This window comes from Pseudarthrobacter leeuwenhoeki, from assembly GCF_055412885.1.
Genome location: NZ_JBVAYY010000007.1, coordinates 1 through 19,845 on the forward strand (window position 1 = coordinate 1; position 19,845 = coordinate 19,845).

At 65.2% G+C, this 19,845-nt stretch carries 19 protein-coding genes and 1 pseudogene; 8 read left to right on the plus strand and 12 right to left on the minus strand.

Features of this window, described 5'->3' with window-relative positions; all coding sequences use genetic code 11:
- Positions 1-374 precede the first annotated feature (374 nt).
- The 4 genes from ACZYX4_RS07305 to ACZYX4_RS07320 form a co-directional block, all read right to left on the minus strand.
- Positions 375-605, minus strand: a complete 231-nt coding sequence (locus ACZYX4_RS07305; protein WP_463874833.1) for a zinc-ribbon domain-containing protein — start codon at positions 603-605, stop codon at positions 375-377.
- Between the two features lie 481 nt (positions 606-1,086).
- Positions 1,087-1,290 (minus strand): hypothetical protein, encoded by a 204-nt coding sequence (locus ACZYX4_RS07310; protein ID WP_463874834.1) that lies wholly within the window; start codon positions 1,288-1,290, stop codon positions 1,087-1,089.
- A 375-nt stretch (positions 1,291-1,665) separates the two neighbouring features.
- A complete protein-coding gene (locus tag ACZYX4_RS07315) occupies positions 1,666-1,914 on the minus strand; it encodes a three-helix bundle dimerization domain-containing protein (RefSeq protein ID WP_463874835.1) in 249 nt (82 codons plus the stop codon).
- A 180-nt stretch (positions 1,915-2,094) separates the two neighbouring features.
- The gene (locus tag ACZYX4_RS07320; protein WP_463874836.1) at positions 2,095-3,504 is read right to left on the minus strand and encodes an NAD(P)-binding domain-containing protein; all 1,410 of its coding nucleotides are present in this window, start codon (positions 3,502-3,504) and stop codon (positions 2,095-2,097) included.
- A 791-nt stretch (positions 3,505-4,295) separates the two neighbouring features.
- Between ACZYX4_RS07320 and ACZYX4_RS07325 the strand changes: the two genes are divergently transcribed.
- Entirely contained in the window at positions 4,296-4,685 is a 390-nt protein-coding gene (locus tag ACZYX4_RS07325; protein WP_463874837.1) for a nuclear transport factor 2 family protein, read from the plus strand.
- Positions 4,686-4,910: 225 nt separating this feature from the next.
- Positions 4,911-5,138: a hypothetical protein gene (locus tag ACZYX4_RS07330; protein WP_463874838.1), complete on the plus strand. Its 228-nt coding sequence runs from the start codon at positions 4,911-4,913 to the stop codon at positions 5,136-5,138.
- Between the two features lie 121 nt (positions 5,139-5,259).
- Here the strand turns inward: ACZYX4_RS07330 and ACZYX4_RS07335 are convergent, their stop codons facing one another.
- Positions 5,260-5,721, minus strand: coding sequence for an Hpt domain-containing protein (locus tag ACZYX4_RS07335; RefSeq protein WP_463874839.1), 462 nt, complete (start codon positions 5,719-5,721; stop codon positions 5,260-5,262).
- Positions 5,718-6,101: a DeoR family transcriptional regulator gene (locus ACZYX4_RS07340; RefSeq protein WP_463874840.1), complete on the minus strand. Its 384-nt coding sequence runs from the start codon at positions 6,099-6,101 to the stop codon at positions 5,718-5,720. The genes ACZYX4_RS07335 and ACZYX4_RS07340 overlap by 4 nt, the downstream gene beginning before the upstream one ends.
- Between ACZYX4_RS07340 and galT the strand changes: the two genes are divergently transcribed.
- Entirely contained in the window at positions 6,100-7,221 is a 1,122-nt protein-coding gene (gene galT / locus ACZYX4_RS07345) for a galactose-1-phosphate uridylyltransferase (RefSeq protein WP_463874841.1), read from the plus strand. The genes ACZYX4_RS07340 and galT overlap by 2 nt on opposite strands.
- A 63-nt stretch (positions 7,222-7,284) precedes the next feature.
- Here the strand turns inward: galT and ACZYX4_RS07350 are convergent, their stop codons facing one another.
- Positions 7,285-7,980: a glycoside hydrolase family 16 protein gene (locus tag ACZYX4_RS07350; protein ID WP_463874842.1), complete on the minus strand. Its 696-nt coding sequence runs from the start codon at positions 7,978-7,980 to the stop codon at positions 7,285-7,287.
- A gap of 771 nt (positions 7,981-8,751) precedes the next feature.
- Here ACZYX4_RS07350 and ACZYX4_RS07355 point away from each other — a divergent pair.
- Entirely contained in the window at positions 8,752-10,716 is a 1,965-nt protein-coding gene (locus ACZYX4_RS07355; protein WP_463874843.1) for an ATP-binding protein, read from the plus strand.
- A gap of 50 nt (positions 10,717-10,766) precedes the next feature.
- On the opposite strand, the gene ACZYX4_RS07360 is transcribed toward ACZYX4_RS07355, so the two are convergent.
- From ACZYX4_RS07360 to ACZYX4_RS07375, 4 genes are all read right to left on the minus strand, one after another.
- Positions 10,767-11,114: a DUF202 domain-containing protein gene (locus ACZYX4_RS07360; protein WP_463874844.1), complete on the minus strand. Its 348-nt coding sequence runs from the start codon at positions 11,112-11,114 to the stop codon at positions 10,767-10,769.
- A gap of 2 nt (positions 11,115-11,116) precedes the next feature.
- Positions 11,117-11,608, minus strand: coding sequence for a YidH family protein (locus tag ACZYX4_RS07365; RefSeq protein WP_463874845.1), 492 nt, complete (start codon positions 11,606-11,608; stop codon positions 11,117-11,119).
- A gap of 63 nt (positions 11,609-11,671) precedes the next feature.
- Positions 11,672-12,211 (minus strand): TspO/MBR family protein, encoded by a 540-nt coding sequence (locus ACZYX4_RS07370; protein ID WP_463874846.1) that lies wholly within the window; start codon positions 12,209-12,211, stop codon positions 11,672-11,674.
- Between the two features lie 173 nt (positions 12,212-12,384).
- Positions 12,385-12,714 (minus strand): hypothetical protein, encoded by a 330-nt coding sequence (locus ACZYX4_RS07375; protein ID WP_463875078.1) that lies wholly within the window; start codon positions 12,712-12,714, stop codon positions 12,385-12,387.
- Between ACZYX4_RS07375 and ACZYX4_RS07380 the strand changes: the two are divergent.
- Positions 12,700-12,807: pseudogene (locus tag ACZYX4_RS07380) on the plus strand (short-chain dehydrogenase); the annotation flags it as partial. The gene ACZYX4_RS07375 and the pseudogene ACZYX4_RS07380 overlap by 15 nt on opposite strands.
- A gap of 109 nt (positions 12,808-12,916) precedes the next feature.
- Here ACZYX4_RS07380 and ACZYX4_RS07385 read toward each other — a convergent pair.
- Positions 12,917-16,051 carry a PKD domain-containing protein gene (locus tag ACZYX4_RS07385; protein ID WP_463874847.1) on the minus strand — a complete coding sequence of 1,045 codons (3,135 nt, stop codon included), beginning with the start codon at positions 16,049-16,051 and terminating at the stop codon, positions 12,917-12,919.
- A 701-nt stretch (positions 16,052-16,752) separates the two neighbouring features.
- On the opposite strand from ACZYX4_RS07385, the gene ACZYX4_RS07390 reads away from it, so the two are divergent.
- From ACZYX4_RS07390 to ACZYX4_RS07400, 3 genes are read left to right on the plus strand one after another with little or no spacing between them, the layout of a single operon-like run.
- Positions 16,753-17,538 carry a glycosyltransferase family 2 protein gene (locus tag ACZYX4_RS07390; RefSeq protein WP_463874848.1) on the plus strand — a complete coding sequence of 262 codons (786 nt, stop codon included), beginning with the start codon at positions 16,753-16,755 and terminating at the stop codon, positions 17,536-17,538.
- Position 17,539: 1 nt separating this feature from the next.
- On the plus strand, positions 17,540-18,547 hold the full coding sequence (locus tag ACZYX4_RS07395; protein ID WP_463874849.1) for a glycosyltransferase family 2 protein: 1,008 nt from the start codon (positions 17,540-17,542) through the stop codon (positions 18,545-18,547).
- Complete coding sequence (locus ACZYX4_RS07400) at positions 18,544-19,842, plus strand: glycosyltransferase family 2 protein (RefSeq protein WP_463874850.1); 1,299 nt, start codon at positions 18,544-18,546, stop codon at positions 19,840-19,842. The genes ACZYX4_RS07395 and ACZYX4_RS07400 overlap by 4 nt, the downstream gene beginning before the upstream one ends.
- Positions 19,843-19,845 lie beyond the last annotated feature (3 nt).

Below are 19,845 nucleotides of genomic sequence, written 5' to 3' on the forward strand. Positions count from 1 at the left end.
AGAACCCCGCCGCGGCACAAACCCCGGCCGGCACCGAAACGCCGGAGAGCAGCACCGCCAAGTCCCGCACCGCGCCCGCACCGGACGACGCACGCAAACCGGACAACCCGTGACCCTGGCGCTCCAGCCGGAGTCGCCAGCAAAATGGACCGCTCTTGAAAGTGAAGCCTGCCTCCAGTAAAAGCAGGCGGACATAGGGGGCCGTCAGCAGGGACGGGGCAAGAGGCCGCAACTATGGGAGCGGCTGACGGGCGGCATCGTAGGAGGGCACCGTAGTTTGCCCGCCCATCGTCCGAAGAGGAAGCCGGCAAGCCTCGAGGGCTAAGTCCGATGGGCCGCAGCGCCCGGTCCGGGGGAGCGCCGCTGCAGCTCCTTCACCAGGCCACGGCCTTCTTCTGCCGCGAACTGATAGCTGAATTTTGACCGCAGTTCGAGCAGGAGATCCGGTAGGTCCTGGATGTGGTGAAGATCGGGATGAAAAACAGCGTGAATTTGGAGGCGCGTTCCTGGAGGTGGTGGTGAACGAACCGGCCACAGTTCTGGCAGGTTGCCGGCCTTCCGGGGAGGTTGTTCAGGACGGTCTTGAAGCCGAAGAGGAGAAACATGGGTGGTGCCTTTCAGGAAGTTGGCTGGTCAGGCACGGAGGTGAGGCGAGTCAACCAGGGCCAAAGCCGCTGACTTGCCCCTCGAAGAAGAGGCCTCTCATTTAGTAAGCAGGCTTGCTAATACGACAGTCTACGCGTAATTTCGTTATTGTAGGAAGTCAGGTTTCCCCCGAAAGTCCTGCCCCACACGCATCATCCCGGAGCCGCCTAGGTGCCGTTCCGGGACCCTCTTGCCGTCCCGTCCCGTCCCGTCCCGTCCCGTCCCGTCCCGTCCCGTCCATGGCGTTGGCGCCTAGGCTCGACAACGCCGTGCCGTCCTGTCAGTCCGGCCCGGTGGATCATCCGAGCGGCTCCGTCCCGACCCGCTTTTTGTCGTGTAAGTGCATTTTCCCTCGTCATCTGCACCGAGACACGGTTAAGACGGGACGACGACGGCGGGAGACTCCCGCCGTCGTCGTGGTGTTGCGCCGTGGTTGTGGTGTTAGGAGGAGACGGACTCCAGGTTGGCTGCGCCGTGGTTCAGGCTGAGCGTGAACGTGCCGGGGCCGCTGGCGTGGACCGCGATGTTGCTCTTCGGGGTGTTGTGGCGGACCGAGAGGTCGTGGATCAGGGAGTCCAGCTCGTGGTGCATCGTGGAAGGGTCCCAAAGCTTGTGGGTGACAGAGGTGGCAGTTTCAAACGTCATTGTTCAGTTCTTCCATTCGTGATCGGGGGGTCCGGCCGCCGCACCGATGCGGAGCCGCCGTGGTGTCAAACCGGGAACACTCCGGGACCGTGGGCGGCTCTGCGAGCTCACCGGTTTGGCCTCATTGCGTCCACCAGGATGGGTAAAACCGTTGCCGCGGACCCTCTGATCCGCTGGTATCGCGGAGCGTTCGAGTGACCAGGGCTGCTGCGGCCGGGAAGTTGCCGTCCCCGCCGCACCTTTCCATAGTGCACAGCGCGGCGCCATCGTCTCAAGCGTATTTCGCATTGTTGCTCGTGAGGCTCGTCACAGCCGGCCGCCGGCCAGCCATGGTTTCAGGCTACGGATGGTGGAGGAACCGGGGAGGGCCTGACATCACACTCCGCCGGGGGCCCTCACCCGGCTGGGGTCGTCGACTGCCGATTTGTTGAGCTCACGGTGGAGCCTGGTCCGGGCACTGTTTTCGATCAGCGTCGGGATGTAGATTCTGATCCGCCCGGTTTCCAGGGCGTCGTATTCCTCCGCGACGATTCCTTCGATGCGGTGCCGGGGCGCCGCGGGGAAGCGGGGGGCGAGGCGGTCCGCAACCTTGCGGATGGTCGGGTCCCTCTCGGCATCGCTCATTTTTTCATTGTGATCCAAGCCGATTCCGGCGTCAATGCACCCGCGGGTCGAGATCACCATCGACCACTGCGTCGGGCCAGAGCTGAGACTCAGCGCTCCGGAATGCAGGCAGGACGACGGCGGGGGTTCCCGCCGTCGTCCTCCCTGCAGAGGTTCCGCTTGACGCGGAAGCCTTGGGTCCTACCCGCGCTGTCCCGTGGGGGTCGCCGCGGTGAGGGCGGCGAGGGCGCCGGTGTCCACATTCTCCGACGAGCCCTGAAGGTACCGCGTCAGGCTGTCATCCATGGCATTGATCCAGCGCGTGTGGTGCCGCGCAGCCATTGTGCCGGTCATCACCGAGCGGTGCACATTGTCCCGGTAGCCGAGGATGTTGTCCTGCTTGTCGAGCATCCACTGCTTGAACAGCGCGGAAACGGTGTCCAGATCGAACTCCGGGTAGTCCGTCAGCGCGATGAGTTCGCGCAGATAGTCCGTCTGGTAGTCCGCCTCGGCATCATGGCTCGCCAGGGCGGCCTGCCGTTCCAGCCAGACCGTGATGTCGGCTGCCCGCTCCGCGGCGTCCGGCAACTCGATGCGGCCAAGCATCACATCGCGGGCGAACCACGCCTGCGCGTCGAACATGTTGAAGGTGTAGTACTGGTCCTGCGCGCCGAGGTAGAACAGATTGGTGTTGTCCTGCCAGAGCACGCCCTTGTACAGGTGGTCCGGGTAGAGCACGTTGCGCGACTTCAGCGACAGCTCACTCGGCAGGAACGGGTACTTGTGCTGGTAACCCGTGCAGAGGACGACGGCGTCGAAGTCACCGGAGGTGCCGTCGCTGAAATGCGCTGTGCTGCCCTGAAAACGTGTCACCAGAGGGCGTTCCGTCGCGTTCTCCGGCCAGTCGAAGCCCATCGGGGCGCTGCGGTAACTGAACGTCACGGACTTCGCGCCCATTTTGTGTGTCTGCATGCCGATGTCCTCGGCCGAGTAGCTGCTGCCGATCAGCAGGATGTTCTGGCCGGCGAACCGTTCGGCGCCGCGGAAATCGTGGGCATGCAGCACCTCTCCCGGGAAGCCGCCGATGCCCTCGAACTCGGGGACATTCGGGAAGGAGAAGTGGCCGGTGGAGACCACCAGCTTGTCGAAGACGTGGGTCTCGGTGGTCTCGGTGACCAGATCCTCGACGGTTACGGTGAATTCCTGTGCCTGTTCGTCATAGGAAACCCAGCGGGCCACCGTGTTGAAACGGACGTACTTGCGCACATCCGACTTCTCCACCCGGCCCTTGATGTAATCGAAGAGAACCTCGCGCGGGGGATAGGACGAGATCGCGCGGCCGAAATGCTCATCAAAGGTGTAGTCCGCGAACTCCAGGCACTCCTTCGGGCCGTTGGACCACAGATGACGGTACATGCTGCTGTGGACGGGTTCGCTAAAGGCATCCAGGCCGATCCGCCAGCTGTTGTTCCACTGGCCGCCCCAGTCGTCCTGCTTTTCGAAGCACATGATTTCCGGGATGCTGGCTCCTGCCTGCCGTGCCGACTCAAACGCCCGTAGCTGTGCCATACCGCTGGGGCCAGCCCCGATGATTCCGACTCGCATTGACATGCCTACTCCTGTTCGTTGGATCTTCTCCATCAGATTCGACGCTCGGAATGCACGAGGTGGCCGTGAGGCAAACTCGCCGTTCCGCAGGCGGCGCAAGGCGCACGGCGGTTTAACGGCTTTTTCGATGACACTGCCGGCGCGGCTGCGCGCCGGGCCTCGATAATCAATCCCCGCGGGCCTGTGCCTGCAACGGGAGAAAGGGCAAGGGGTGTCTGTTGTCAGCAGGAAAACGGTCCTGCTTAACTGTTCCGAGCGGTCCGCCTACGATCCAATAAGGTCGGCGGTCCTCTTGTATTATGCGCATCCGGGCTGTGGATAAGTCAAAATGGGGCAGTTGCGGCAGCCGTGACGGCCGCGGCAATGTTGGGATTCCGGCCTGCCGGGGGTCCAGCGGTACGGGGCTGATCGGCACGGCCGGTTCCCGACACGCTGCGGTTCGAGGGGCAAACCCGCGAAGACAACAGTGCGATGCGCAAGACATTTCTTCGTGCAGGCCTTTTCAGGGAAGCCCATTACCGGATGGGCCGGCCCACCGATGGTCATGTCGCCTCCATCGCGTATGCAATCCTTCGGCAGGGATGGAAGAACGGCACGGTGACTCAATTCGCGTGGGAAGACGTCCATATCCAGCCGTACGTCCGGCCAGGCGGGCCGCGCCAGCCAATTGCTATGGCGAAAACTATTGTCCGGGAGCAAAATGCAAGACTAAGAAGCGTGTGAGCCCGGAATCTGACCATGGGTGAGTTGTGCAATCTGCCGGCTGACCTTGGCCGGGCGTCGAAGGTCCTGAGATGAAGACTGTGGATGAATCTAGTGCAAACGAGAATGTGGTCAACCGACTGAACGCGCGTATCAGCGACCGTCGGGCTGAGCTTATGGACGAGCTGTTCCAGGACGACGCGGTGATGCACTGGGCGCAATCCGGAGAACTTGTGCGCGGCGCCGAGAACCACAGGGGAATCTACAACGCTTTCCCGCAACTGCCGATCATCACGCCCCGCAGACCTGTCAGTGGCGGGAACCTGGTAATCGCCGAGGCGTCACTGGATTATGGCGGCCCGAAGTGTGAAACGGTCTTCATTTTCGAACTCCGGGACTGCAAAATTGCCAAGGAAACGGCGTATTGGAGTGAGGCCTTCGAAGCGCCGGCCTGGCGCGCCCAGTGGGTTGAAATGATCTAGCGAGGCATCCGCGGCGTGGCCTGTTCCCAGCCTGCGGCGATTCTTGCGGGGACGAAGGAGGGGATCGTTATGACGCTGGACCAGTTTGCCGCGTTGGCGGCTTGCACGGTTCTGGCCGGCTTGGCCGTCTTTCAGGGCGCTCTGATCAGCGGAGCGCCTTTGGGACGGCTGGCGTGGGGCGGTCAACACGAGGTCCTGCCGACCGGGCTGAGGATCGGAAGTGGAATGTCAATAATCCTCTACGCCGTGTTCGGCTATGCCGCGGCGGGCAAAGCCGGCCTGGTGCTTCCCCTGGTCAACGAGAGTGCCACTTCGATCTTTATGTGGGTGCTGACGGTGTACTTCGCCCTCGGTGTGATCATGAACGGGATCTCCCGGAGCAAACCGGAGCGCCTTGTCATGACGCCTACCGCGATCGTCTTGACGGCTCTCTATCTGATCCTGGCGATTTGATGATTCCCGGCATGCGTCTACGCGACCGGGATTCCCGCCTCGGTTCGCCCCGGACGGTGCGCGGCCCCTTGGCCAGCAAACCAAAACGCTTCTGACGCAGGGAACGGCCAAACCGGAACTGTTATGCGGCAGGGCCGGGACGGTTGGTGTAGTTGGGAAGCGTGTCCGCGACAGCCTCCAAGGCTGACGTTAAGTCGGATGCGAGCCGGGGGGGTGCGCCGGCGGGGGGTATCCGGTTTTTGCGGAGTTCCGCCGCCAGGCCTGTGCAGTAGAGGGTCATCTGCTCCGCTCCGAGCATGGCCGCGCTTGCCTTGAGGCTGAGGACGGCGTCAAGGGCGGACACAGGGTCCGCCCTCGTCAGTGCTGCGTCCACGCGGGTGAGACGGCATTCGAGGAGTTTGCGGAAATCGTCCGCAAACCTGGCTGCGGCAGAACGCCCGGCGTGTTCGATCAGAGCCTGCAGTGCCAGCGGATTCAGAACCGGTGTTGCTGCGGGGCCGGTCCCGGAGGGCGGCTTTGCGGCCAGCTGATCGGGCCTGAGCGCCTCAGGGCGTGGTTTGTTCAAAGCGTCCCCCAACGTCATGATGTGAAGCTTAGCCTGCGCCGCGAGCCAGCCCCAACTGCCCGGCAGCGGGGACTTGCCCGCGGCCCCACGTGTGCATCCAAGGGGGTGCGCTCGCCGCCGGGCAGGTCACGGTGGACGGGGACGCGCTCTGGTGGAAGACGTCGGCGGCGCCCCCCTGCGTCCAGCGCCTCGATGTCCCGCCGGACGGTCATAAGAGACACGCCCAGCATCTGTGGGAGGTCCGCGGCGGGGACGATCCGCTCGCGCTGGACCTCCGCGATGATGGCGGAGTGGCGGGCTGCGGCGAGCATTCCGCATGTTTTGGGGTGTGCTGGCAGGGAAATGGGGGAGTGGGCGGAGGCAACTGCGCACGCTTCCTCATGTAGAACTGAAACCATGACGCGAACCACGATGACCCGGCTGGCCGACGGCCGCGAAATCCTCTACTTCGACGACGCGGGCTCCGCCGACCGGCCCGCCGCATCCCTCGTGGACCACCGCGAGCTGCCCGCCCGCCAGGAACCAGGCCAGCTGCGCTTCGACGCGCTCAGCCGCGAATGGGTGGCCGTTGCGGCGCACCGGCAGTCCCGAACCCACCTGCCGCCGGCGGACCGGTGCCCGATCTGCCCGACGACGCCTGCCAACCAGACGGAGATCCCGGCGCCGGACTACGACGTCGCCGTCTTCGAAAACCGTTTCCCTTCCCTCGGCCCGGACACGCACGCAGTCCCTGCGGCGCCGGGCTGGGGGACCACCGCCCCCGCCGTTGGCCGCTGCGAGGTAGTCGCCTTCACCCCGCAGCACACCGGATCCTTCGCCGAACTGGGCTGGCGCCGCACCCGCACGGTGATCGACGCCTGGGCCCACCGCACGGAAGCGCTCAGCGCGCTGCCCGGCATCCAGCAGGTCTTCCCCTTCGAGAACCGGGGCGCGGACATCGGCGTCACCCTGCACCACCCGCACGGCCAGATCTACGCCTACCCGTACGTCACGCCCCGCGCCGCGGTCCTGGCCGCCGCGGCCGGCGATTACTTCGACAACTCGGACGGCACGGCGACCCTCACGTCCTCCGTGCTCCGGGCCGAGCGCGGCGACGGCAGCCGCATGGTGCTCGAGGGCGAACACTTCAGCGCCTACGTCCCCTTCGCGTCACGCTGGCCGCTGGAAGTCCACCTCGTCCCGCACCGCCAGGTCCCGGACCTCGCCGCCCTGGACGGGGCCGAGCGCGACGAACTGGCACAGCTCTACCCCGAACTCCTAAAGCGCTTCGACGCCCTGTACCCCACGCCGACCCCCTACATCGCGGCCTGGCACCAGGCCCCGCTCGAACCGGCCCTGCGCCGGGCCGGTCACCTGCACCTGCAGTTGACGTCGCCCCGCAGAGCCGCGGACAAGCTCAAGTACCTGGCGGGTTCGGAGGCCGCCATGGGCGCCTTCATCAACGACACCACCCCCGAATCCGTCGCGGCCCGGCTGCGCGAAGTGGCCGGCGCGGTGATATCGCGGCGCTTTTCCTGACATCGGTTACGCGTAACCGCCCTTTTGACCGCCGCCACCGACCGGCTGCTATGCCAGGATCGGCTACTGCCACGCCCGCACATAGTCCACCCTCACGCTGCTTCCCTCGCCGAAAATCTGCAGACCCGCCGAAACTCCCACATTCAGGAGTAGATAATGGGGGCTGTTGCCGTCATTCGTGGTGTAGGAGTGAATGAGCCGGCCGTCATAGTAGATGTCGTTGGCTCCGGCCTTCCGGTGCAAACCGTACGTGTGGTAGGCCCCGGACCAGCAGCCGGAGGCCTCCCGCTTTTTCGAACCCTCCGCTGAGTGATAGACGCTCCACATATCACCCTCCAGGGCCTCCGCTATGTCGATTTCTCCGGTATGGGGAAACCGCTGCCCCACTGTCCACCACGCCGGCCAGTTGGGGATCCTGTTGCAGGTTCCCGGGAAGAAGATCCGCGCTTCGACGAAGCCGCTGGTGAACTCGAAGCCCACATGGCCGGGTACGCCGTCCTTGGGATTGGTGGAGAGAAGTGCGCCGGACTCGCCATCGGTGAGCTGGAGGACTGCTTCGCCATTGGCAACCCTTACGTTGCTCGAACAGGTCTTGACGTTGTTCATCACGGATTTGGGGTTGCAGTCATTGAACCAGTAAGGAGTCCAGGATGCTGTGTCCAGGGTGTCGAACTCGTCGTCGAAGACCAGATTCCACGGGCCGCGAACGCCGAGCGGAACCCGCTGTGTTGTGTCCAGGACCGGCGTGACAGTCAGCAAATCAACTCCACCGGGAGTGCCGGAAGAGGCTTCGGCGGAAGTGACTGCGCCATTGTCAGGAGGAGGCGCTTCCGTCGGGATGCCAGCCCCGCTATCGGGCAAAGGCGACTCCGCCGGCAGGTCAGCTCCCGGGGCGCTGGAGATTGCTGGATCGACGGCGGCAGATTCTGATGCCGTGTTTCCCGAGTCAGAAGATGGCTGCGGAATGGGGAATGCAGTCTGAGCTGAACTCCCTGACAGCCCGGCCAGGATGACAAGGCCGCACAACCAGCGCATTGAGCGGCCCTTCATGAAAAAACGACGCCCCGGGTCAGGGCAGGGACGGGATGCTGCCGAAGTCGTGGCCCCCTGTTGGCCGGTGCCCACCCTGTGGCGCGCTGCGCGGGCTGGTTGCACGTTGGTCCTCCCCATTTCGACCCGGCCTATAGCCGGATCCTCTTCTTTCGGTTCAGGCTATAGGCCGGGCTGCGGCAGGTCAGGCGTACCGGCTACTTATCTGTGGGCTTCCCTCCTCTCGGTTCGGCCTCCCGGATTACTTGTTTCGCGTCAGCTGCCAAAGCTAGACAACAAAAGCCGGTCAGTCCCGACCGGTGGCAACGCAAGGGTAGCCACCGGGCCTGTTTTCCTCAGTGCCGTTGCGGGTGAAACACCCCGCCGGCGGCCGATTTCGCACCACCGCGCCTCAAGCACCAAACTGCTACGCTCCACTTATCGGCGCCGTCCGGCGCCGGTAGGTGGAGCAGCAGCGGGGCTGCGGGTGAGGGAGACGCCATGACGGTTGCCGAAATCCAGGTGGACCAGCGTGTGATCGGGATTGACTCCCGCCGTTTCGCTTCGGTGGAGAAGGCGCTGGTGGAGCTGATCACCAACAGCGACGACAGCTACGCCCGGCTGGAGAAAACCGGGGCCCCTGTGAGCGGCACCATCCACGTCGGCTACGAACGGCACCACAACGGCGCGGTGCTGATGGTGACGGACCAGGCGGAGGGCATGTCCTTCGAAGCGGCCGCCCGCATCCTCACTTACGGCGGCGCGCACAGCCCGCTCTCCCGCGGCGAAGGCAATGGCCGCGGGTACTTCGGCCGCGGCCTCAAGCAGGCCATCTTCGGCCTGGGCCACGGCTGGATCGAGACCATCAAGGACGGCCGGTTCACCCGCATTGACGTCTTCCGCGGCGAGAACGGCGGCTACCTCTACGACGACGGCGAGGAGGACCGCCGGGCGTTTCCGGCGGACTACGCAAGGCTCGGCATGCCCGCCGGCGTCGCCGAAAGCGGCACCCGGGTCACGATCGTCGTCGACAATCCCCACGTCACGATCACCCAGCACGCCACCCTGCTGCAGTCTCTGTCCAACAACGTCTACCTGCGGGATGTGCTGGACCGCCGCACGGTGGAACTGATGCCTGTCCGGCTGGCGGGCCAACACGGAACGGGCCGCCACGGAGCCGGGGATCATGGCAGCGAGGCAGTCCGCTTCGAGGAACCACCTGCCATCCTCCTCCTCGGCCCGGAGCAACCGGGAAGCTTCAGCCACGAGGGGCAGAAGTATCCCTTCACTCTCACCCTGAAGCGGGCGAAGGACGTGGAGCTCGCGCTCAAGGGCGACGAACGCACCAACGGACTGGTGGTCCTGTCCGGGATGGCAGTGCTCGATTGCACACTGTTCGAGTACGAGAACCAGGTCGGAACGGAGTATCTCTTCGGCGGTGTTCGCTGTGCGGCGCTGATCCAGATGCTGGGGCGCGGCAAAGCGGTCATCAGCGACGAGCGGGAGGGCTTGAACCTCAAGGATCCGTTCGTGGCAGCGTTCTCCCAAGCCGTCAGCGCCATGATCGGCGGCGCCGTGCAGGCCGAGAAAGAGAAACTCACGCATCTGGAACGGGCCACCACCTCCGGCCGCACCGCCGAGATGATCGGGCGGCTGCTGCAGCACATGAGCGAGGCGGCCGTGATCGACCTGGGCATCGAATCATCCCCGGAATCCGCTGGCCCAACCCCGGCCGAAGAGGAACCACCGGCCGCGCTGCGCTTCACCACGCCGTTCTATTACCGGAAGCCGGGGCACCCGTTCCACGTTGCCCTGCTGCTCGATGCAGGCCAGCTGCCCGGCGGCGAACAGCTCACCTTCGAGCTCGACCTGCCCGAGTCGATGCGGCTGGAGCCAGCGCCTGTTGCCGTTCCGGTCGATTCCCTGCGCGGAACCCAGCGGATCGAGTGGACGGTCACGGGGGAGGTGCCGGGGGAGCGGGGCGAGATCACGGTCCGGGCCGGCGCCTACTGGGCCTGGTGCGAGATGGTGGTGGCCGAGCACGCCTCGCACCATAGCGAAGGCCAGCCCCCGCACGCTGCTGTTGTTCGACCTGCCGGCAACTCCCCCGACCACCCCGCGGCACATCGGGTGCCCCGGGACCACGGCATGGATTTGTTCGTCGGCTACGAATTCCGGAACCTGCACAACAACGCGGACCGGGCCGTTTACAGCGCCGCGGAGCGCAAGGTCATCATCAACACCGGCGCGCCCACCGTGCGGCTCTACGTCGACGGCCGCGGGCGCTTCCGGGACTCCGCGCGGCTGCTTCTCGCCGAACTCTTTATGGACGTAATCTCCGAGGAACTGGCGCGGCGCCGCATCGAACAGCACGGACACGCGGGAGATCTCGACGCCTTCCACAGCGCCAAACGGGACATCATCCGCCGTTTTGGCAGCGACATCCATTTGTCCTTCCTGAGCTGACACCCTCTCCCGCAATGCTGCGGGCCTGAAGCTCCCGCAGCATCGCCGCCCTAACGCTGCAGCGGCAGGAACAGCACCGTGTAGATGCCCAGCCCGGCCAGGGCCACCACGCTGCCGGCGATGGCCGCCGTTCCCCGGACATTCGCGGCCATCACCGCTCCGCCGATTCCACTGGCGTGGTGGTGGTAGCGGCGTCGCTGCGTGAGGGCAATGCCCAGGGCGACCAAAAGTGAAGCCGCCACCAGGGTGCCGGCAAACCAGCCGTAGTGGGGTACCCAGCGCAGGAAAATGCAGGCAGCCGTGATCAGCGTCAACGAGGTTCGCCGCCAGGCGAGGTCCGTACGCTCGGGCTGGAGCCCCGGGTCATCGTGCACCGCAACGGTCCTGGTTTTTGCCACGGCTAGGCCGCCCGCCCGATCACAAAAACGATCAGGACGGCCGCAACGAGGGAACCGCCGGCCGCCAGGATCGGCGCGAGCAGCGGCGCCGGGAGCGGAGTCTGGTTCCGCATGGCCCGTTCCACATTGAGCCAGCGGAAGAAGGAGCCGCCGGCAGTCATCAGCCCCAGCAGGAGCAACAGCACGGCCACAGTCTTGCGGAGTTCCGGAGCCAGCAGCCCCGAGGTGAAGGCCTCGACGGCGATGCCCCCGGCCACCATCGCCAGCGAGGTCCGGATCCAGGCCAGGAACGTGCGTTCGTTGGCCAGCGTGAACCGGGGATCCGGGTCGGTCCCGCCGCCCAATGCCCGAGCCAAGATCCCGCGGCGACTCCGGTCAGTGCCCGAAACTTCCCCGGCAGCCTCCGTTCCAGTGGCGTTCGTGGCCGGCGCCTCGCCCTCGGGTGCTTTACGGCCGGCGTCGGACGTGTCGTGTGTCTCTTCGTGTGCGCTCATGATGCTCTCAGGATGCCACCCCACCGAACAATTCAACACTCTCCTGCCGCCGCTCCCAACCTGTCAGTTGTTCACGGCCGCATACACGTTCAGACTGGCCGAAAAGACAAGCCATGAAACGTAGGGCAGCATCAGCAGGCCGGCAGTCCTGCTGATCGGCCCGAAGCAGAGCACGGTAAAGGTCGCCACCACAGCGTGGGCGCCAATAAGGAACAGTGCCAGCCACAGGGCTGCGGCCCCCATCATCGGGTACAGGCCGAAGAACATCAGCGGCCACGTCAGGTTCAGCAGCAGCAGACCTCCGTAGAGCTTGAACGCAGCCCCGCGGGGGAAGTGCAGTTGCCGCCACACCAGCCAGGCGGCTACGGCCATGGCGGCGTAGAGCACCAGCCACGCTGCGCCGAAGATCCACCCCGGCGGGGTCCACGGCGCCTTGTCGGCCAGGGCGTACCAGCCGGCGTTCATCCGGATCGGCAGGGAGGCCAGCAGCGACACCACCCAGGACACCGCCAGGAATCCGATCAATGCCGCGCCCTGCCGCGGCCAGGGGCGATCGCCCCTCAGCGCGGGGCGCGGCAGACTTCCTTCAACGATGGCGGGCACTGACTCACTGTGGACAATCGGGGGCTGGTCCGTCAAACCGTGACGGCGTAACCTCCGGCGGTCGAGGTTTGCCGCTGCGCAAAATAGCCAGCGCTGCGCAAGCGGGCCGACGGTACGTGCACATCGCAGCGCAGGGAATTGCGCGCAGCGACAGCAAGCTTGGGCAGCGCCGCTCAGCCCCCCGGCACCCGCGGCACCCCGGCGGCGGCCAGCAGATACGGCACCGGGTCCGAGCCCGCGGCCCACCGCATCCACGCTTCCAAGGTCGCGGCCAGATAGGCCGCGCACAGGTAGCCGGCCGTGTCCTCGGGAACGGCGAGGACAACCAGATGCCGCCGGGCCTGCTCGCACCGGGGTGCCAGGAATTCGTAGCTCCGGCTGGCGAGCTCGGAATGCTCGGCGATCAGGCGAAGCCACCCCCGCGACACCGAAAGATCGGGAATCACCGCAACCCCGGCGACGGCGGCGGCCCGCAACCCCGCCATCAGGCCACCGCGGCGCAAGTGGCGGCCTCAATCACCTTCCTCCTCAGCGCCGACGGCACCAACGTCAACGGCGCCATCCTGGCCTCCGACGGCGGCTGGTCCGCGGTCTGACCGAAGTCCGGCACAAGCAAGGGGACGACCACCAGAAGCCACGGAGCTTCCCGCCGTCGTCCCCTCGCGATACCTCAACCGGGCAGCAACAGGGTTAGTGCGTGCTTCCCTAGGCCGGCTTGAGTGCCGTCCGCCAGACTGCGACGGCCTTTGCGACGTTGAAGGTCCAGGTGGCTGTGCCGCTGGCGCCCGCGGTCGCCTGGACCCGGTCCGCTTGTTCAGCGATCTGGCCGTCAGCGGATTCCCAGCGTTCGGTCCAGCCGGTCGGGGCGGATGCGCCCGGTGTTGAGCTGTCGAAGCCGACGCCGCCGATCAGCATCGCGTTGTTGCTCGCCGTGGTGACGCTGGGGGCTGCAATGCTGCTGGCCAGATACGTGGTGTTCGCGGCCGTGGCGACGCTGCTGTCCAGCGGTGTCGTGTTGTTCACTCCGCGGTAGGCGGTGACTCCGCCGCCCCACTTCGCCGTGGTGCTGAGGCTCCAGCTGTAATTAGCCGGGTCGGAGGCGCCCACCACCCGGTAGTACGCGAACACCCGGGCGCCGCTTCCGACGGACAGGTTGTTGACGATGGCTGTCCAACCCGCCGGAACTGCGGACACGGTTGGGTTCTTGTCCGCCGTGAACGAGGCGACCAGGACGTCACCGGCTGCCGCGCCCGAAGGTTTGGTCAGTGTGACGGTGGTGGTGGCCGTGGTGTTGTTGGTGGTGGTGGAGGCGCCGAGGGTGATTCCTGACGTCGGCGGCGGCGTGGTGCCACCGCTGACCGTGATCGTCGTGCTGGCCGACGTCGAGCCTCCGGCGTTGGTGGCGGTCAGGGTCGCGGTGAACGTTCCCGCCGTGGAGTATGTGTAGGACGGGTTCCGGGTGGTGGAGGTCCCGCCGTCCCCGAAGGTCCAGGCCCAAGAGGTCGGCGAACCTGTGGACGTGTCAGTGAAGGCCACGTTCAAGGGTGCGGTGCCCGACGTCGGGGACGCGGTGAACGAAGCCACCGGCGCCGCCGGAGTGGACGAGCCCTGGCTAGCCGGCTTGAGTGCCGTCCGCCAGACTGCGACGGCCTTTGCGACGTTGAAGGTCCAGGTGGCTGGGCCGCTGGCGCCCGCGGTCGCCTGGACCCGGTCCGCTTGTTCAGCGATCTGGCCGTCAGCGGATTCCCAGCGTTCGGTCCAGCCGGTCGGGGCGGATGCGCCCGGTGTTGAGCTGTCGAAGCCGACGCCGCCGATCAGCATCGCGTTGTTGCTCGCCGTGGTGACGCTGGGGGCTGCAATGCTGCTGGCCGTGTAGCTCGTGTTCGCGGCCGTGGCGACGCTGCTGTCCAGTGGTGTCGTGTTGTTCACTCCGCGGTAGGCGGTGACTCCGCCGCCCCACTTCGCCGTGGTGCTGAGGCTCCAGCTGTAATTAGCCGGGTCGGAGGCGCCCACCACCCGGTAGTACGCGAACACCCGGGCGCCGCTTCCGACGGACAGGTTGTTGACGATGGCTGTCCAACCCGCCGGAACTGCGGACACGGTTGGGTTCTTGTCCGCCGTGAACGAGGCGACCAGGACGTCACCGGCTGCCGCGCCCGAAGGTTTGGTCAGTGTGACGGTGGTGGTGGCCGTGGTGTTGTTGGTGGTGGTGGAGGCGCCGAGGGTGATTCCTGACGTCGGCGGCGGCGTGGTGCCACCGCTGACCGTGATCGTCGTGCTGGCCGACGTCGAGCCTCCGGCGTTGGTGGCGGTCAGGGTCGCGGTGAACGTTCCCGCCGTGGAGTATGTGTAGGACGGGTTCCGGGTGGTGGAGGTCCCGCCGTCCCCGAAGGTCCAGGCCCAAGAGGTCGGCGAACCTGTGGACGTGTCAGTGAAGGCCACGTTCAAGGGTGCGGTGCCCGACGTCGGGGACGCGGTGAACGAAGCTGCCGGTGCTGCAGGAGGCGGCGTGCCCCCCAACGTCCGGTAGGAGAACCAGTAGCGCTTGGTCACGTTGTTGCTGGCCAGCACGACGAGGCCGGTGGTGCTGTTGACGCTCTGCTTGCTGGTGGTGACGTCGTTCATGTTGGCGGACGCTCCGTCCTGGATGATGGGCGTCCCGCGTCCGGACGGGAACACCGGGTTGTCCATGGACGCTGTCTTTTCGTAGATGGCGCCGGGGACGCCGGAGTACGCGCAGCCGCTGACGTCGGTGCCGGGCGCTGTATGGAAGGCGTGCACCGTGTTGTTCTGCGTGTCCAGGACGATCTGCGGGCGGGACACGCAGTCCCCGATCGTGGCGATGGTTGACTGCGAGAACGAGCCGGTCGCGGGCTTGAAGACCAGCAGCACCAACTGCGCCAGGCTCTTGTCGGTTTGGGCGTCGTTCAGGCCGGTCTTGATCGCAGCGAAGACCCGGCCGGCACTGTCGGACTGCAGCGTCTTAATGTTCAGGTGGTCGTCCGCCATATTGGTGCCCCTGACCGCGTCCTGGACTTTCCACGAGGACGCCGCGGTGGGGCTGGTCCCGTCGGTGCGGGTTGCCCAGCGCACGGCGCCGGTACGCTGGTCGCTCCACATGACGCCGATCTTGTTGCTGCCGTAGGCCACGATCGCGGAGATGTCATCCGGTGCGGGGTTCGGGTTGGTGACCGGGATGACGAACGGGGAATTCCAGCTGGTCCCGCCCGGTGCGGAGCGGTTGACGTAGACGGTGTTGGTGAAGCCGCTGGTCGAATTGCCGGAAACCTGGGTCCAGGTGGCCCAGATGGCGCCGGTGCTGTCCTGGTCGATCGTCATCGACTCGCTGCTGTTGTTCATGATGGTGGTCGGGAAGCCGCTGTCCAGGGTGAACTTTCCCCCGGAGTAGCTGTAGCGGTACAGCTTGGCCGGCTGGCCTGTGACCGACGCCCGGGGCGTCGTGTCACCGGACACCGTGACCACGTGGGAAGCGATGTAGAGGTGGGTGCCGTCCCAAAGGGTGTCCGCCAGTGTGCTGGCGCGGGTGTCGTTCGTGAGGCCCGTGCTGACCCAGGTCTTTGATGCAACGTCCAGCCGGTGGATCTGCCAGCCGGTTCCGGTGGTCCACATATCGGCCCACCACGACCCGTCATTCCACCAGAGCTTGCTCTGCGGTTTGTCCGAGGTCGGCGGATTGCTCACGCCGGCGTAGCTGTTGCCCTGATAGCCGTAGTCCGTGGCCGCAGTGGCGCTGGTCGAAATTCCCAGCAGCCCCCCGGCCGCAACTAATGCTATTACTATGAATTTGCTGAGCCAACTGGCGGTACTTTTCATCTTCATCGCCGTTTCTTTCATGCGTCTGATCGCCATTTCCATGGTGAATTTGCAGATATCTCCCGACTAGGGTGATGCTAGCCCATTCCGGAAGTGAAAAGGATGTTCTTTTGCAAAGATCTATAGTGCTTTCCTGGCGGGGAAAGCACTGTCATGGAATCCGCGATATGCACCCTGGGTGTCAAGCTGGACTGCACCCAGGATCCCGTTTCCCCCTGAATCCGCAGCCACCGCGGCATCGTCCCCTGCGGCTGTGGAGCAACGCCGGCCCTAGACCATTCCATCCCGTCGGCGCACCGTTCCAGTATCGGTACAAAAGCTCTGAAACTCAAAGAACATTGGCCCCCTGGCCGCTGACCGAGTAGACCATTCAAGGATGGCTCGTGGTTCCCGGGTAGGCCGCCCCGAAGACCCAAGTAGAGGCTCGGGGATCCTGCAGGGAGTGGAACAGCGAACCAAGTACTGGCCACTCGTGACACAACTTTGGGTGAACTTTACGCTTTGGGTATGGCCACCGCTTCGTGGTAGCTGGGGTATGGGGTTGAGCATAATTTTGACGGATCTCTCTGAATTCGTCCTCTAGGTTCTCATTCGCCGATGGCAACGTCGGCGACCGAAAATGTCATGAAGTGGTGAGGCTATTGTCTATTCCAAATTTAGTCCCTAATTCGCCGTCTGAGCACATATCCGCTTCGCAGCGGGCTACGGTGAGCGTCGTCATTCCAACGCTTAATGAAGAAATGAATTTGCCCTGGGTTCTCCGGCGGATGCCTTCCTACGTTGATGAAGTTGTCATCGTGGACGGACGCTCGCACGACCACACCATCGACGTCGCCCGGGCACTCAGGGTCGACGTCGTTGTGGTGGCTGAGCCGCGTAAGGGCAAAGGCATCGCTGTCCGCGCCGGCTTCGCCGCAGCGTCGGGGGACATCATCGTGATGCTGGACGCGGACGGGAGTATGGATCCGCAGGAAATCGGCTGGTTCATTTCGCCCCTTCAGCATGACTACGACTTCGTCAAGGGTTCGCGCTACGTGACCGGAGGCGGGTCGGAGGACCTGACCTGGCTGCGGAACGCCGGCAACCGCGTGCTGACTGGGTTGGCCAACACAGTGCTGAGAAGCAACTACTCGGACCTCTGCTATGGCTATATCGCACTCCGCCGGGAATGCCTCGAGGTCCTCGAGCTGGAGTCGGACGGTTTCGAGATCGAGACGGAGCTGATTGTCAAGGCCGCCCGCGCAGGTCTTCGCATCGCGGAAGTGCCGAGCTTCGAACTCGACCGCATCTCCGGAGTCTCGAACCTGCAGACCTTCCGCGACGGATGGCGGGTCCTCCGCACCCTGGCCCGGGAATGCACCATGTGGGAATCGCCAACCGCGGGGGCAAGACCAGAAGCCCTGCGGCGGGTGAAGTACACCTATCCAAATGTCCGGTTTGCTCGCACACCCACGGATCCGCAAAGCGTTCTTACCGTGGCGGAAGGAGTCTAAGATGCTCGACTTCAATTTCCGGCCCTCCGCTTCGGTGGTCATTTGCTCCTATACGGAGCAGCGCTGGGACCTGCTGATGGACGTGATTGACTCCGTCCACGCCCAGACGTTCCAGCCGAAGCAGTTGATCGTTGTGGTTGACCACAACGAGGACCTGTACAAGCGGCTGGTGGCGGCCGTGCAGGATGTCACCCTGGTGGAAAGCACCGGGCTTCAGGGGCTCTCCGGGGCGCGAAACACAGGCGTCGGCCTGGCGACCTCTGAGATCGTGGCTTTTCTGGACGATGACGCCGTGGCGGCTCCCGACTGGCTCGAAAAGTTGACGGCCCTCTACGACGATTCGGACGTACTGGGGGTCGGCGGCAAGGTTGAACCGGTGTGGGAAAGCGGCCGGCCCGGTTACTTCGGCCCCGAACTGGACTGGATAGTCGGCTGCAGCCACCGCGGTTTGCCCAAGGTAGCCTCCGAAGTGCGCAATGTCATTGGCGCGAACATGTCATTCCGGCTTTCAGTGCTCCAGCAGGTGGGTGGCTTTAACCTCTCCCTCGGCCGCCAGGGAACGAAGCCGCTGGGATGCGAAGAAACCGAAATCTGCATCCGGGCCGCGATTAGCTCCCCGGGGTCGCGCATCGTGTACGAGCCGGTAGCCCTGGTGCGTCACCACGTCCCAGCCCAGCGGGGAACGTTCCGCTACATGCTGGAGCGTTCCTGGTCGGAGGGCATTTCCAAAGCCCAGGTCAGCCACATCGTGGGCCACAAAAGGGCGCTGGGCCCCGAGCGGCGCTACGTGCGCAGGGTTTTGCCGCAGGCATTCTTTTCCGCTCTGGCGGACTGGAGCAGGGGTGCCGAGCCGCAGGGCTGGCGCCGGGCCGGGGCCTACGCGGCTGTTCTGGCGTTCACAGCCGCAGGATACTTCCGCGGACGCCGGCTCGCCCAAGGTTCAGGATCAGTCCTGACCGGTTCAGCACCCGTTCCCCAGAGCAGCCCTCCCTGGAGGGAAGCCACGTGATCGACGTTGGAAGTGAGTTTGTGGTGGCAACAGAGGACGCCGGACTGGACATTGCACCGTCGATGGGGACCGAAGCTATCCCCGACTGGCCCGGAGCCCTGTGGGTTGGAGCCGTTGATCTCGATTGCCTCGCCGGCTACACCCACCTGAGGCTCCAGGACTCCATGGGCTATCACCGTGCGCGCCTGCTGGTGCGCAGCGGACCGTCCGTGCGCGGGTTTATCGACGTCGACGCTCCAGGCGGGGTCCTGGACTGTGGCGTGCTTGAGTCCGCCGCGGCAGTCCTGCCGGCGGCCGTGGCATCCCAGGCATCCTCGACGCCCTCGATCACCGTGATCGTGTGCACACGTGACCGCGCTTCGCTGCTGCGTGGCGCCATCGCTGCGATCCTGCGCCTCGACTACCCGAACTTCGACGTCATCGTCGTGGACAACGGGGCAAGCACTGCTGAGACCCGGGACATGGTCCTTCGGGAGTTTCATGACCCCCGCCTTACCCTTATCTCGGAGCCCAAGCCGGGGCTGTCAAAGGCCCGCAATGCCGGCTTGCGCCTTGCGCGCGGGGACATCGTCGCGTTCACGGACGACGACGTCGTCGTCGACAAGTTCTGGCTGCGGGGGATTGCGGCCGGCTTTGAACAGGCACCTGATGTTGGGTGCGTAACAGGGCTCGTGCCGGCCGGAGAGCTGCGTTCGCCCGCCCAGGGCTACTTCGACGAAAGGGTCAACTGGTCCAAGATCGTCGCGCCGAAAGTCTATTCCATGGCGGATCCTCCGGCCGATCTGCCGACGTTTCCGTTCTGCGTGGGGGCCTTCGGCACAGGAGCGAACTTCGCGCTCGACCGACGCGCTGCCTTGGCGCTGGGCGCCTTTGACCCGGCTCTCGGCGTCGGAACGCGCACGTGCGGAGGCGAGGACATCGACATGTTTACCCGGGTTATCCTCGAGGGCCACTCGCTGGTCGTCCAGCCCTCCGCGATTGTCTGGCACCGCCACCGGGCAGAGCTGGATGACCTGATGATTCAGGCCCGCGGATACGGCAAGGGCCTCGGTTCGTGGCTGACAAAGATCCTCCTGGACCCACACACGGCGCGGCTTGCCATCGCCCGAAGCCCCCAGGGGGCGCTGCACTTCCTGAGAAACGCACGCAACCAATCACAGGGGCAAAGTGCGGCGGAGGCCGCGGCGCCGGTGCCGCGGGACCCGCGAGTCGCAAAGGCTCTGCGGACTGAACTTCTCTCAGTGGCGCGAGGTCCACTGAACTACCTTCTCGAACGCTGGTCGGGAAAGACATAGAAG